Origin of the sequence: Saccharopolyspora sp. NPDC049357, from assembly GCF_040677225.1 — a bacterium.
In the GTDB taxonomy this organism is placed as follows: Bacteria; Actinomycetota; Actinomycetes; order Mycobacteriales; family Pseudonocardiaceae; genus Saccharopolyspora.
In genome coordinates, this window is the sequence record NZ_JBFAQJ010000004.1 from 82,730 (window position 1) to 95,605 (window position 12,876).

14 protein-coding genes and 1 pseudogene are annotated in these 12,876 nt (G+C 70.0%); 10 read left to right on the forward strand and 5 right to left on the reverse strand.

Annotation, left to right across the window (positions count from 1 at the left end; translation table 11 throughout):
• Window positions 1–34 precede the first annotated feature (34 nt).
• Window positions 35–777: pseudogene (locus tag AB0J91_RS04965) on the forward strand (NAD(P)-dependent oxidoreductase); the annotation flags it as partial.
• A 51-nt stretch (window positions 778–828) separates the two neighbouring features.
• Here the strand turns inward: AB0J91_RS04965 and AB0J91_RS04970 are convergent.
• The 4 genes from AB0J91_RS04970 to AB0J91_RS04985 form a co-directional block, all read right to left on the reverse strand.
• The gene (locus AB0J91_RS04970) at window positions 829–1,293 is read right to left on the reverse strand and encodes a lipopolysaccharide assembly protein LapA domain-containing protein (protein WP_363793815.1); all 465 of its coding nucleotides are present in this window, start codon (window positions 1,291–1,293) and stop codon (window positions 829–831) included.
• Window positions 1,294–1,618: 325 nt separating this feature from the next.
• On the reverse strand, window positions 1,619–2,398 hold the full coding sequence (locus tag AB0J91_RS04975) for a sugar phosphate isomerase/epimerase (RefSeq protein WP_363864252.1): 780 nt from the start codon (window positions 2,396–2,398) through the stop codon (window positions 1,619–1,621).
• Between the two features lie 25 nt (window positions 2,399–2,423).
• Window positions 2,424–3,344: a sugar phosphate isomerase/epimerase gene (locus AB0J91_RS04980; protein ID WP_363864254.1), complete on the reverse strand. Its 921-nt coding sequence runs from the start codon at window positions 3,342–3,344 to the stop codon at window positions 2,424–2,426.
• Window positions 3,345–3,346: 2 nt separating this feature from the next.
• The gene (locus AB0J91_RS04985; protein WP_363864255.1) at window positions 3,347–4,477 is read right to left on the reverse strand and encodes a Gfo/Idh/MocA family oxidoreductase; all 1,131 of its coding nucleotides are present in this window, start codon (window positions 4,475–4,477) and stop codon (window positions 3,347–3,349) included.
• A gap of 160 nt (window positions 4,478–4,637) precedes the next feature.
• On the opposite strand from AB0J91_RS04985, the gene AB0J91_RS04990 reads away from it, so the two are divergent.
• The 6 genes from AB0J91_RS04990 to AB0J91_RS05015 all read left to right on the forward strand — a co-directional run bounded on the left by AB0J91_RS04990 (window position 4,638) and on the right by AB0J91_RS05015 (window position 10,799).
• The gene (locus tag AB0J91_RS04990; RefSeq protein WP_363864257.1) at window positions 4,638–5,861 is read left to right on the forward strand and encodes an ROK family protein; all 1,224 of its coding nucleotides are present in this window, start codon (window positions 4,638–4,640) and stop codon (window positions 5,859–5,861) included.
• Window positions 5,862–5,969: 108 nt separating this feature from the next.
• The gene (locus AB0J91_RS04995; protein WP_363864259.1) at window positions 5,970–7,247 is read left to right on the forward strand and encodes an ABC transporter substrate-binding protein; all 1,278 of its coding nucleotides are present in this window, start codon (window positions 5,970–5,972) and stop codon (window positions 7,245–7,247) included.
• Window positions 7,247–8,146, forward strand: coding sequence for a sugar ABC transporter permease (locus AB0J91_RS05000; protein ID WP_363864261.1), 900 nt, complete (start codon window positions 7,247–7,249; stop codon window positions 8,144–8,146). The genes AB0J91_RS04995 and AB0J91_RS05000 overlap by 1 nt, the downstream gene beginning before the upstream one ends.
• A complete protein-coding gene (locus tag AB0J91_RS05005; protein ID WP_363864263.1) occupies window positions 8,143–8,958 on the forward strand; it encodes a carbohydrate ABC transporter permease in 816 nt (271 codons plus the stop codon). Before AB0J91_RS05000 ends, AB0J91_RS05005 begins: the two co-directional genes overlap by 4 nt.
• A gap of 27 nt (window positions 8,959–8,985) precedes the next feature.
• Window positions 8,986–10,068 (forward strand): Gfo/Idh/MocA family oxidoreductase, encoded by a 1,083-nt coding sequence (locus tag AB0J91_RS05010; protein ID WP_363864265.1) that lies wholly within the window; start codon window positions 8,986–8,988, stop codon window positions 10,066–10,068.
• Window positions 10,065–10,799: a ThuA domain-containing protein gene (locus AB0J91_RS05015; RefSeq protein WP_363864267.1), complete on the forward strand. Its 735-nt coding sequence runs from the start codon at window positions 10,065–10,067 to the stop codon at window positions 10,797–10,799. Before AB0J91_RS05010 ends, AB0J91_RS05015 begins: the two co-directional genes overlap by 4 nt.
• A gap of 83 nt (window positions 10,800–10,882) precedes the next feature.
• Here AB0J91_RS05015 and AB0J91_RS05020 read toward each other — a convergent pair whose 3' ends face one another.
• A complete protein-coding gene (locus tag AB0J91_RS05020; protein ID WP_363864269.1) occupies window positions 10,883–11,803 on the reverse strand; it encodes an oxygenase MpaB family protein in 921 nt (306 codons plus the stop codon).
• A 130-nt stretch (window positions 11,804–11,933) separates the two neighbouring features.
• Here AB0J91_RS05020 and AB0J91_RS05025 point away from each other — a divergent pair, with 130 nt between their 5' ends.
• The 3 genes from AB0J91_RS05025 (at window position 11,934) to AB0J91_RS05035 (ending at window position 12,869) form a co-directional block, all read left to right on the forward strand.
• Window positions 11,934–12,158 (forward strand): hypothetical protein, encoded by a 225-nt coding sequence (locus AB0J91_RS05025; RefSeq protein WP_363864271.1) that lies wholly within the window; start codon window positions 11,934–11,936, stop codon window positions 12,156–12,158.
• Between the two features lie 70 nt (window positions 12,159–12,228).
• Window positions 12,229–12,510: a metal-sensitive transcriptional regulator gene (locus AB0J91_RS05030; protein ID WP_145735666.1), complete on the forward strand. Its 282-nt coding sequence runs from the start codon at window positions 12,229–12,231 to the stop codon at window positions 12,508–12,510.
• Between the two features lie 11 nt (window positions 12,511–12,521).
• Complete coding sequence (locus AB0J91_RS05035; RefSeq protein WP_363864273.1) at window positions 12,522–12,869, forward strand: hypothetical protein; 348 nt, start codon at window positions 12,522–12,524, stop codon at window positions 12,867–12,869.
• Window positions 12,870–12,876 lie beyond the last annotated feature (7 nt).

The window sequence follows — 12,876 nt, forward strand, 5'->3', positions numbered from 1 at the left end:
GTTCGGCGCGGCAACACGCATCCGGAATTCCTTGATGCGAAGGGAAAACGCCTTGTCGGAACGCATCCTGATCACCGGCGCCTCCGGAGGCATCGGCACCTTGATGCGGCCTCGGCTGCGCCGCGAGGGCCGGACGCTGCGACTGCTGGACATCGTTCGACCCACCCCCGCGGCGGACGGCGAAGCGGTCGAGATCGTCGAAGCGAGCGTCACCGACCCCGAGACCATGGCGCGGGCCTGCGCCGACGTCGACGCGGTGGTGCACCTGGGCGGCCACAGCCGCGAGAACAGCTGGACCGAAACGCTTTCGGTCAACATCGACGGCACCCGCACCGCGCTCGACGCCGCCCGCCGAAACGGCGTCCGCCGGGTGATCCTCGCCTCCAGCAACCACGTCGCCGGGTTCCGCTCCACGTCGGAGGCCGCGACGCTGGCGGCGGACTCACCGCCGCACCCGGACACCTACTACGGGGTGAGCAAGGCCGCGCTGGAGGGCTGGGCAGCCTCTACCACTCGCGGTTCGGCATCGACGTGATCCGCATCCGCATCGGCGCGTGCTTCGAGACGGTGGGCGACGAGCGCGGGCTGGGCCTGTGGCTCTCGCCGGACGACTGCGCGCGGCTGCTGGAAGCCTGCCTGTCGCACCCGTCTCCGGCCTACCGCGTCATCTGGGGTGTCTCGGACAACGCGCGACGCGCGGTTCCGCTGACCGAGGCCGCCGAACTCGGTTACGCGTCCCGCGACGACGCCGAGGTCGTCTTCGCCTCCGGCGTCGCCGCGAACACCTCGCACGAACTGCTCGGCGGCCCGTTCACCTGGGGAACCGAACTAGGACCGCTGGCGGGCCTTCTTGGCGGCGCGGCGCATCTGGATCATGCGCGCCGTGCCCGCCAGCCACACCAGCACGCCGCCGACGATCGCGGCGAACAGCAGGGCGAGGCCGATCGGCAGGCTGAACTGCAGGCCCAGGAAGTGCACGGTCACCGGCGCGAAGTTCTGCGCGACGAAGATCAGCAGGAAGACCAGCACGACGCCCGCGATGGCCAGCGCGGTCCACAGCACGCCGGTCCGGCTCTGCGGCGCGAGCTCGTGCTTGCCGCCACCGGATCGCTGGACGGGCTCCCCCGCCTTCTCCACGACTCCGCTGCCGCCGGCGTCGGTTCCCCGGGCGTCCTTGCCGTTGGCGCCCTCGGCGGTCACGTCTTCGGCCGTCGCGCCGTTCGCGCTCGGCTCCACCGCCCCGGACTCCCGCTCCGACCCGGCTCCAGCGTCCTTCGACCCGTTCTCAGACATACCGATCATCATCAACCGCACCCCGCCCGACACCCCACCCCACACACCGCTCCGTCACCGGTTCGATATCTCACGTCTCCCGGACCTGCGCGCACCAAGGGGCGGTTGCGGTCCGAACGGACCGGACAAAACGGATTTCGATCATGGACGATTCGGACCAAGACCGCCCACACGTGAAGCCCGCCCACCCGACGGACGGTGGACCCACCCACCCAGGATGTCCCGTCCGTACCGCGATTACCCCAGTAATCCGCACCCTGAATACCGCCGTAATCGGGGTTGGGGGTGAGGTGAGGTGGGTTGCGGGGTGGGGCCTTCTGCGGGGTCAGGTGAAGGTGGATCCGTGGGAGTGGAGGAGGGATGCGTTGGTGGCGAGGAGGGTGTGGGGGTCGTGGTCGGTGGTGTCGATTTCTGCTACGTGCCAGGGGGTTTCGGCGGCGGATTCGAGGACGGCGGGGACGTCCAGGGCTCCCGTGCCCAGGGGTGTCTGGGGTGTGTCGCGGGTGGCGGGGCCGTCCTTGAGGTGGACCGCCACCGCGCGGGTGCCCAGCGCGCTGAGGACCTGGACCGGATCGGCTCCGGCCGCGATCGCCCAGTAGACGTCCAGCTCGGCGAGGACCTCCGGGTGGGTGCGCTGCCACAGGCGGTCGTAGGCAGGACCGCCGGGCATTTCGGCCCACTCGAACCAGTGGTTGTGGTAACCGAGCGGCAAACCGTCCGGCGCGTCGGCGGCGGCCTGGCCGAGGGCGTCGGCGAAGGCGTCGAGGGACGCGGTGTCGGTGAAGGTGTCCTCGCCGAATCCCGGGATCTGACGCGGGTGCGGGATGAACGCCGTGTCGGTGCCGAGCTCGGCGCACTCCTCGGCCAGTTCCGCCACGCTCGGCAGGGCCGCGTGCGTCGCCGAGACCGCCAGTCCGGCGGCGTCGAGGTCGGCGCGGAGCTTGCGGGTGGCGGCCAGCCGTTCGGCCTGGCTCTTGGCCGGCGAACCCAGCCCGAACGGTTCGACGTAGCGGAAGCCGATCTCGGCGAGGCGGGCCAGCGTCGCGGGCTGGTCGGCTGCCAGCTGGTCGCGGACGCTGTAGAGCTGAACGGACAGTGTCGGCAAGGACCTCACCCCTTCAGGGAGGGAATCAACCCACGATCAACGGCCGGAGGGTGCGCTGCGCGATGCGCAGACCCTGCGTGATGCGTTCGTCGTCACCGCCCCAGACGGGATCCTCGTGCTCGACGGAGAGGATGCCGGTGAACCCGTGCTCGTAGAGCCGGTCGACGACCTTGGGCCAGTCGACCTGGCCGAGGCCGGGCACCCGGTAGCGCCACCAGCCCATGTCCCAGGGGTTGCCGCCCTTGTCGACCTTGCCGAAGAAGCCGTAGCGGTTGCGCGCGGCGGGATCGAGCTCGACGTCCTTGGCCTGCGCGTGCACGATGCGGTCGATGTAGGGCGCGATGGTCTCCACCGGGTCGATCCCGATCCAGGTCAGGTGCGAGGGATCCCAGTTGAGGTAGAAGCCCAGCGAGAACATCCACTCCCACAGCTCCGGCGAGTAGGCCAGGTTGCCGGGGTAGCCGTCGGGGTGCCAGCCCTCCATCACGCAGTTCTCGACGATGAGCTTCACGCCGCGCTCACCGGCGTAGTCGACGAGTTCGGGCAGCACCCGCTGCCCTTCGGCGAGGTTGTCGGCGACCGACTTGGTCCAGTCGCGGCCGATGAAGGTCCCCACGTAGGGCACGCCGAGCGCCTGGGCGGCGTCGATGGAGTGCTTGAGGTGGGTGCGGATCTCCTCGCGGCGCGCGGGGTCGGGGTGCAGGTTGTTCTCGTAGTAGGCGAACGCCGACAGCTCCAGGCCGTAGCGCTGGAAGAGGTCCTTGGTCTCGTCGACCTCCTCGGAGCCGAACTCGGCGACCGGCAGGTGGGCTGCTTCGAAGTCGCGGCCGCCGGTGCGCGGCCAGACCGCGACCTCCAGGGCCTCGTAGCCGTTGATCTTGGCCCAGCCGGCGACCTGTTCCAGCGTCCACTGCGGGAGACAAGCGGTGAGCATTCCGAGTCGCATCATCACACCTTCGTCCAGGAGCCGTTTCCGGATGCGCGCACGACCGCGTCGACCAGCCGGGCCGAGCGGAGTCCGTCGGTGAAAGTGGGGAGCCCTTCCGGGTCTCCGCCGTCGATCGCCGCGTAGGTGTCGGCGACGAACGCGTCGAAGCAGTCGGCGTAGCCCTGCGCGTGCCCGGCGGGCAGCTTGGAGAGCCTGCGCTGCTCGGCCGATCCGGTGCCGATGTCGCGAACCAGGACGCGGTTGCTCTCGGCGCCGCCGAGCCAGATCTGCTCGGGGTTCTCCTGGTCGAACACCGCGCTGCCGCCGGAACCGTCGAGCTCGAACCACAACCGGTTCTTCCGACCCGCTGCGACCTGCGAGATCGCGGCCGAGGCGAGCACGCCGGTGCCGGTGCGCAGCAGCAGCGCCGCAGTGTCCTCGGTGCGCACCTCGACCCGCTCGCCGGCGTCGCCGCTGGGGCCGCTGAAGCTGATTCCTCCGGCGGACGGGCGGGTGGGCACGGCGATGGAGAACTCGGCGAAGACGTCGGTGAAGGTCTCCCCCGACACCCACTGCACGAGGTCGCACCAGTGCGAGCCGATGTCGGCGAAGGCGCGCGACACCCCGCCCTGCTCGGGGTCGACGCGCCAGCCGGAGGCGTCCGGGTCGAGCATCCAGTCCTGCAGGTAGCTGCCGTGCAGCAGGTGCCAGTCGCCGAACTCGCCGGCCTGCCGCCGGGCCCGGATCTCGCGGACCAGCGGGTGGTAGCGGTAGACGAAGGGCACCGTGGCGACGAGTCCGCTGGAGGCGGCCGCCGCGGCCATCCGCTCGGCCTGCTCCAGCGAAATCCCCAGCGGCTTCTCGCAGATGACGTGCTTGCCCGCGGCGAGCGCGGCTTCGGCGAAGGGCGCGTGGGTGGCGTTGGGGGTGCAGATGTGCACCACGTCGACCCGGTCGTCGGCGAGGACCTCGTCGAAGGAGGCGAACGCGCAGACGTTCCACTCCCCCGCCTTCTCCAGCGAACGTTGCGGCGTGGACGCCAGCACTCCGACGATCTCGGCGCCGGCGAGCAGCGCGGAACGCCGGTGCACCTCGCCGATCATCCCGGCGCCCACGATCGCGGCGCCCCGCCTGGTGTTCCCAGGGCTCACGCGCCTGCCTCCCTCGGTCGGTTCGGATGACAACGACGGGTGTCTCACGCCCGATTTTCGTCTTCGCTCACGCTAGGACCCCACATTTATGCCGACAATAGCTACAATTTATTTTCTTTTCGGTCATAAATAAGCGGTAAATCCGCCGGAGGGGGCGACCGTGGGATGGGATCCGGTCCGGTTGACGGTGCCGAGGACGTCCGGGCGCGCTGACGCGAACCTGGTGCTCAGCGTGCTGACCAGGCTGATCGCCTCCAGCACGGCGGAAAGCCGCGCGGAGCTGGTCAAGCACACCGGTCTCGCCCGCTCCACCGTCAACAGCCACCTGGACGCCCTCATCGCGGCCGAGGTGGTCGCCGAGCGCGGCGCGCTCAACGGCGGCGGCCGGGGACGTCCCGCCCACCGCCTGGCGATCTCCCCGCGCGCCGGGGTCGTGCTCGCCGCCGACGTCGGCGCGCACAGCACCCGGCTGGCAGTGGCCGACCTCGGCCAGGACCTGCTCGCCGAGCAGCAGGTGGCGCTGGACATCTCGGTCGGCCCGGAGAAGGCCCTCGACGTGCTCACCGAGCAGCTGCGCGCGCTGCTGAGCAGCAGCGACATCGCCACCGACGAGGTCAAAGCGCTGGTCATGGGCCTGCCCGGACCGGTGGATCCGCGCATGGGCATGCCGGTGCGCCCGCCGATCATGCCCGGCTGGGACGGCTTCCCGGTCGGCGACACGATGGCCGACCGCTTCGACTGCACCGCCTCGGTCGACAACGACGTGAACCTCATGGCCCTGGGCGAGGCCCGCGCGCTGCCCGCCGCGGAGTCCCCGCTGCTGTTCCTCAAGATCGGCACCGGGATCGGCGGCGGCATCGTCTCGGCGACCGGTGAGCTGCACCGGGGTTCCGACGGCGCGGCCGGCGACATCGGGCACATCCGGGTGCCCGGCGCCGACGACGTGATCTGCCAGTGCGGCAACGTCGGCTGCGTGGAGGCGGTGGCCTCGGCCGACGCGGTGCTGCGCGGGCTGCGCGCCGAGTCCGGCGGGCCGGAGACGATAGAGGATCTGGCCCGGCTGCTGCGCGACGGCGACGCGCTCGCCATCCGCAGGATCCGGGCCGCCGCGGCGACCATCGGCGAGGTGGTGGCGATGCTGGTGCACTTCTACAACCCGAAGCGGATCGTCCTAGGTGGACTGATCACCTCGGTCGGAGACGACCTGCTCGCCGGGATCCGCAGCGTCGTCTACCGCCGGGCGCTGCCGCTGGCGACCCGGCACCTCTCGCTGGCCAACAGCACCCTCGGCCGCTCCGCCGGGCTCGCCGGCGCGGTGGTCGCCGGCATCGAGAACGTGCTCTCCCCGGAGGGAATTCCCGCCCTGGTCCGAGAGATCCCTTGACACCCCGCATCCGCGCGGCAACCATTTGATCCGTCTCACGCCGCCGTTTCGACCGGTGCCCGGGTCTGCCCGGCGTCACCGCCGACGAACCGCGAAGCGGAGACAGCCATGCCTTCAACCCGGCCCTGGGCCGCCGTCGCCGCAGCGGCGCTGGTCCTCAGCGGCTGCGCGAGCGCTCCCCCGACCGGTCCGCCGGGCGAGCACGCACCCCCGGTCTCCGTCGCCGATCCCGCCTCAGCTCGGGGTGCGCGCGGCGAGGTGACCATTTGCGGAGTGCGCGACACCGGCGTTTTCGAGACCCTCACCCAGGAGTTCAACGCGCGCGGCACCGGGCTGACCGCGCGCTACATCGAAATCGGCCAGGACACCGACTCCACCCGCGCCCAGGCGTTGCAGCGGCTGGAGGGCGGTTCGTCGGAGTGCGACATCTACCTCACCGACGTGACCTGGACCAGCGAGTGGGCCACCCAGGGCTGGCTGCTCGACCACAGCAGGCTCACCGAACGGCACCGCGACGAGCTGATGCCGACCACGTTGGAAACGGTGCGCTACGCCGGGCGCGACTGGGCGGTTCCCTTCTACACCAACGCCGGGCTGCTGTTCTACCGCGCCGACCGCGTGCCCCCTCCTACCACCTGGCGCGAGGTCTACGCCCAGGCCGGGCAGGACCGGTCGCACCGGGTGGAGATGCAGGCCAAGCGCTACGAGGGGCTGACCGCGAACTTCCTGGAACTGCTCTACTCGGCCGGCGGTTCGGTGATCGACGACTCGGGCCGGGTCACCGTCGACTCGCCGCAGACCCGGGAGGTGCTGCGGCTGATGAGCCAGGGCCTGGAGTCCGGGGCGATCGACCGTGCGTGCCTGACCTACGACGAGGACTACGCCCGCCGCGCCTACGAATCCGGCGCGGCAGGCTACCTGCGCCAATGGCCCAGCGCGCACAAGAAGATCCAGGAAACCGCAGCGGGTCCCGTCACCCAGGCGGTGGCGCTGCCGGCCTTCGACGAGCGCAGCAAACCGGCCGCGGTGCTGGGCGGCTGGAACCTCGCCATCGCCGCGAAGTCCGACGACCCGGGCGCGGCCGTCGCGCTCATCGACTACGCCACCAGCGCGCAGTTCCAGAAGAAGATGGTGCTCGACACCGCCCAGGCCCCGGTGTTCGCCGCGCTCTACGACGACCCGCAGGTGCGCGCCGAACTGCCGTTCATCCCGCAGCTCAAGGAGTCGTTGCTGCAGGCGAAGCCGCGTCCGCGCTCACCGGTGTACGCGCAGGTGTCGCGCGCGATCTACGACAACGTCTACGAGGTGATCTCCGGGCAGGCCGACGTGGAGTCGGGCGTGCGGAAGATGACCGCAGACGTCGAGACCGCCCAGGAGACGTTCTGATGAGCCGAGTCGACGCCCAGCAGCGGCGCACCGCCGTGTGGATGGTCTCCCCAGCCCTGGTGATCATGTTCCTGGTGGCGGCGGTGCCGATCGGCTACGCGGTCTGGCTGTCGCTGAACGTCTACAGCGTCCGGCACGCGGGTCTGTCGCAGTTCGTCGGCCTGACCAACTACTGGAACGCGCTGATCTCCGAGGAGTGGTGGCGGGCGTTCGGGCAGACCTTCCTGTTCGCCTTCACCTCCGTGGCCCTCGAAGTGGTCCTCGGCGTGGCGATGGCGCTGCTGCTCAACGTGGCGTTCCGGGGTCGCGGCCTGCTGCGATCGGTGCTTCTGGTGCCCTACGCGGTGCTGACGGTGGTTTCGGCGATCACCTGGCAGGCCATGTTCGAGTCCAACCTCGGCCTGGTCACCGGGCTGCTGCGGGCCCTCGGCCTGCCCGGCGGCGAGCAGGTGTGGCTGGCCGAACCGGGCTACGCGATGGTGGTGATCATCGTCGCCGACGTGTGGAAGACCGCGCCGTTCGTCGCGCTGCTGGTGCTGGCCGGGTTGCAGGTCATCCCCGGCGATGTCTACGAGGCTGCGGACCTGGACGGGGCGAGCCGCTGGCAGACGTTCTGGCGGGTCACCCTGCCGCTGCTGCGCCCGGCGATCGCGCTGGCGGCGATCTTCCGGTTGCTCGACGCGCTGCGGATCTTCGACCTGCCGTTCGTGCTGACCAAGGGGTCCAACGGCACCGAGACGATGTCCATGATCGCCTACCAGGAGCTGCGCGAACAGCGGCTGATCGGGCAGGGCTCGGCGCTGTCGATCCTCACCTTCATCACCGTCATGGCCGTGTCGCTGGTCTACATCCGCTTCGCGGGCGGCAACATTCGCGACGTCGCGGAGGAGAAGTCATGACACGTCCCGTGGTCCTGCTGTTCGCGCTGCTGGTGATGCTGGCCTCGCTGGTGCCGTTCTACTGGCTGGTCAACACCTCGCTCAAGACCGGCGCCGAGCTGTCCTCGGGTTCGCTGGTGCCCGGTTCGCCGTCGCTGCGGAACTACCTGGACGTGCTGGCCGACGAGGACTTCCTGACGGCGCTGGGCAATTCGCTGGTCGTCGGGGTGGTGACGACCTCGCTGGCGCTGCTGCTGGCCTCCTTCGCCGCCTACGCGCTGGCGCGGTTGAAGCTGCCGCGCAAGGGCATCGTCCTCGGGCTGATGCTGTCGGTGACGACGTTCCCGGTGATCGCCATCGCGGCACCGATGTTCACGATCTGGCGCGAGATCGGGCTCTACGACACCCTCGCCGGCCTGATCATCCCGAAGCTGACCTTCGCGCTGCCGATGGCGATCTTCGTGCTCACCTCGTTCTTCCGCGAGATCCCCTTCGAACTGGAGGAGTCCGCGCTGATCGACGGGGCGAGCCCGTTCACCGCGTTCCGCAAGGTGATCCTGCCGCTGGCCGTTCCCGGCATCGCCACCACGGCGATCCTGGTGTTCATCTCGGTGTGGAACGAATTCCTGCTGGCGGTCACGCTCACCTCCACCCCGGAGGCCCGGACCGTTCCGGTCGCCATCGCCTACTTCTCCGGAACGAGCGATTTCGACCACCCGATCGGCACTATCAGCGCGGCGTCCGTGCTCGTCACCCTGCCACTGCTGATACTCGTGCTGGTCTTCCAGAAGCGCATCGTGGCCGGTCTTACCGCCGGCGCGATCAAGGGCTGAGGCCACCGCAGAAGAAGGAGTCCCTTGATGAGTGACCCCACGTTCCGGGTCGGAGTCGTCGGCGTCGGCTGGGCGGGGCAGCAGCACCTCGCCGCCTACCAGGCGCTGCCCAACGTTGAGATCGTGGCGATCGCCGGGCAGGAGGCCGACTTGCTGGCCTCGCTCGGCGAGGAGTACGGCGCACCTCACCTGTTCGAGAGCTGGGAGCAGCTCGTCGAGCTGCCCGAGCTGGACGCGGTGAGCATCGCGGTGCCCAACTTCCTGCACGCCCCGATCGCCATCGCCGCGCTCAAGCGCGGACTGCACGTGCTCAGCGAGAAGCCGTTGGCCCGCAACGGCATCGAGGGCAGGCAGATGGTCGACGCGGCGCGTTCGGCCGGCCGGGTGCTCGACGTGGCGTTCAACCACCGGCTGCGCGGCGACATCCAGACCCTCGGCGGGATCATCCAGAGCGGCGAGCTCGGACGGCCCTACTACGCCAAGGCGTCCTGGATGCGGCGGCGCGGCATCCCCAAGATCGGCAGCTGGTTCACCAACCGCGAGATGGCCGGCGGCGGGCCGCTGGCCGACATCGGCGTGCACGTGCTGGACTACGCGCTGTTCCTGCTCGGCGAGCCGAAGGTCGAGTCGGTCAGCGCGGTGACCTACGCCGAGCTGGGTCCGCGCAACATCGGCGGCATGAAGTGGGAAACCGCCCAGTCCAAGGGCGGTTTCGAGGTCGAGGACTTCGCATCGGCGTTCATCCGGCTCGAAGGCGGCGGGACGCTGGTGCTGGAGACCTCGTGGGCGGCGTTCCGCAATCCCACCGACCTCATCGACTTCAGCGTCCTGGGGACCGAGGGCGGCGCCGAGCTCAGGGCCGTCGGCGCCACCAAGGCGCAGGTCGGTGACCTGCACGTGTACCGGGACGTCGACGGTGAGATCGCCGACTACCAGCCCAGCGCCGAGCCCGGGCGCGCGCACGCCGCGGTGGTGGAGAACTTCGTGCGGCTGATGGGTTCTCCGCAGGAGTGGCCGGACAACGACGGCTCGCAGGCGCTGCGCCGCGCGGAGGTCATCGACGCCTGCTACCGCTCGGCGGCCGAGAAGCGGGAGGTGGCGGTCGCGTGAGCGGTCTGCGCATCACGGTCTGGAACGAGGGCGTGCACGAGGCGGAGCAGGACCCGCCGGTGATGGCCGAGATCTACCCGGACGGCATCCACGGCGCCCTCGCCGAGGGGATCCGGCAGGGGCTGCCGGAGGCCTCGGTGCGCACCGCCCTGCTGGCCGACCCCGAGCACGGGCTGCCCGAGGAGGTGCTCGCCGACACCGACGTGCTGCTGTGGTGGGGCCATCGCGCGCACGGTCAGGTCGACGAGGCGGTGGTGGACCGGGTGCAGCGGCACGTCCTGGGCGGCATGGGGCTGCTGGTGCTGCACTCCGGGCACTTCTCGAAGATCTTCCAGCGTCTTCTGGGCACCACCTGCTCGCTGGGCTGGCGCGACGCGGCCGAGCAGGAGCTGGTGTGGACCGTCGCCCCGCACCACCCGATCACCGAGGGCGTGCCGAACCCGCTGGTCATCCCCGAGCAGGAGACCTACAGCGAGTTCTTCGACATCCCCGCGCCGGACGAGCTGATCTTCATCTCGTCCTTCGACGGCGGTGAGGTGTTCCGGTCGGGCGTGACGTTCTTCCGGGGCCACGGCCGGATCTTCTACTTCAGCCCCGGCGATCAGCGCTACCCCGTCTACCACCAGCCTGAGATCCGCAGGATCCTCACCAACGGCATCACCTGGGCCGCCCAGCCGGACCGCCCCCGAACGGCTCCCGACGTCACCAAGCTCGACCGACACTGGCGGTGACCAGCACTTTTCGAATTTCGCGCGAAGTTCGAGGCCGAAACCTGCCGTTCAAATTTCGCGCGAAATTCGAATCCCTCACCCGGTCAGGCGACGGGGCCTGGGAAGTAGTGCTTCGGGTCCGCCCGCTTGTGCGGGGGTGGGTAGTTGCGGGGTGGTGTTTCGACCAGCGGGGCGTTGGCGGGGAGGCGGCCTTCCGCCCGGTTCCAGGCCGCCCTGGCGCGCGGGTGGAAGCGGAGTTTGAACGGGACGAAGCTCCACAACGCCGCGAACACCCGACCTACGACCTTGAGGAGGAGCTCGTCGCGGCGGGTCCAGCGCAGGCCGAGCTTCTCGCGGATCGGCGGGTCGTAGCAGCCGGTCGTGAGCCAGTGCATGAGCCGCGCGATGGGCGGCCGCACCCACCGCCAGGCGGGTTCGGGCAGCCACTTCATCAGCGGCGGCCTGCCGATGCGGGAGAGATCGCGGACGTCGAGGGTGGCCTTGTTGACCTCCAGCACGTCCCGGCACATGTGGTCCCAGTAGCGCTGGAAGCTCGGCCAGTCCGGCGGGACCGGGCGCATGCTCATGCCGTAGAGGCGGTACCACTGCACGCCCTCGGCGTAGACCTGCGCCTTCTGCTCCTCGGTCAGCGGCTTGCCCAGGCGGTCGTTGATCAGGATCGGCATCACCAGGAACGTCGCGTGAGCCCAGAAGAACGTCTCCGGGTTGAGCGCGTGGTAGGGCCTGCCGCGCTTGTCGACGCCCTTGATGCCGTTGTGGAAGCCGCGGACCAGTTTCGCCGTCTCCTCCGCGCGCGGGCCGTCGTAGACCACGCCGCCGATCGGGTACAGCGATCGGTAGAGCCGCTCCCAGCGCTCGTCGAAGAACTCCGAGTGCTCCTCCACGCCGGCCCCCAGCTGCGGATGCATGTTCTGCATCGACCCGGCCCACAGCGCCAGCAGCAGCCCGCGCCAGTCGCCGAAGTAGCGCCACATCAACGAATCCGGCCCCAGCGGTTCGGGCATGCGACGCTCCGTTCGATCTGAGCACGGCCGTCATCAAACGTAAGCAGGCCGACACGCAGCGTCAATGCCGCACGCCCGGACGGACGACGCCGAGACCCCGCCTAGACTCGGGGGCGGAGGTGGTCGGGCCGTGACCAAGAGCCAACTCGGCATCCTGCTGGTGCGCACGCTGCTGTTCTTCGCCGTGGCGGTGGCCCTGGGCGTGATCAACGGCTGGCCGTCGTACGCCGTCATCGCCGTGGCGCTGACCGGTGGCGCCGCGCTCGTCCAGCTCGGCGGGTGGTTGTGGATGCGCCGCGCCGAGCAGAGCGGGAGCGCGGCGGAGAAGCCGACCGCGCGCAGCGAGTTCCTCTGACCGGACTGGCAACAACTACCCCCCTGGGGTATAAAGGTGGTGGGTCCACCGACCCAGGGGAGGTAATTCGATGCACGGCTACGCCCACAACAAGGACGACTACGCCAAGCGACTGCGTCGCATCGAGGGTCAGGTGCGCGGGCTCGCGCGCATGATCGACGACGACGAGTACTGCATCGACGTACTCACCCAGGTCTCGGCCACCACGAAGGCGCTGCAGGCCGTGGCGCTGGGACTGCTCGACGAGCACCTCAAGCACTGCGTCTCCGAGGCGATGTCCGAGGGCGGCGAGCAGGCCGAGGCCAAGATCCGCGAGGCCAGCGACGCCATCGCGCGCCTGGTGAAGTCCTGACGGCTCCGCCCGTGCGCACCGGAGCGTTCCGCTGGGCCCTGCTGGTGGCCCTGGCCCTCGGCGTGGTGCTCATGCACCACGTGCCCGCGCAGCACGACGCGCACCACGCCCAGCCCACCGTCGGCGTGCACGCCCAGGTCGAGGCCTCCGACGACGCCGCGCCCGACGGGCACGACGCGCTGCACCTGTGCCTGGCGGTCGCCGCGAGCTTCCTCGTGCTGCTGGCCCCACGCCTGCGCCTGGCCGTCCTCGTCACGGCCGAGATGTTCATCCCCCGGATCCGGCGCACACTGCAACGAGCGCGACCTCCGGACCCATTACCTCGGCGGCTCGCCGCACTCTGCGTACTCCGGCGCTGATCGGCCT

Bases quoted from the DNA above. Each gene is read 5' to 3' on its own strand.
- AB0J91_RS04970 (WP_363793815.1), bottom strand. From the start codon at position 1,293: ATGTCTGAGAACGGGTCGAAGGACGCTGGAGCCGGGTCGGAGCGGGAG.
- AB0J91_RS04980 (WP_363864254.1), bottom strand. From the start codon at position 3,344: ATGCGACTCGGAATGCTCACCGCTTGTCTCCCGCAGTGGACGCTGGAA.
- AB0J91_RS05030 (WP_145735666.1), top strand. From the start codon at position 12,229: ATGCACGGCTACGCCCACAACAAGGACGACTACGCCAAGCGACTGCGT.
- AB0J91_RS05005 (WP_363864263.1), top strand. From the start codon at position 8,143: ATGACACGTCCCGTGGTCCTGCTGTTCGCGCTGCTGGTGATGCTGGCC.
- AB0J91_RS04995 (WP_363864259.1), top strand. From the start codon at position 5,970: ATGCCTTCAACCCGGCCCTGGGCCGCCGTCGCCGCAGCGGCGCTGGTC.
- AB0J91_RS05020 (WP_363864269.1), bottom strand. From the start codon at position 11,803: ATGCCCGAACCGCTGGGGCCGGATTCGTTGATGTGGCGCTACTTCGGC.
- AB0J91_RS05010 (WP_363864265.1), top strand. From the start codon at position 8,986: ATGAGTGACCCCACGTTCCGGGTCGGAGTCGTCGGCGTCGGCTGGGCG.
- AB0J91_RS05000 (WP_363864261.1), top strand. From the start codon at position 7,247: ATGAGCCGAGTCGACGCCCAGCAGCGGCGCACCGCCGTGTGGATGGTC.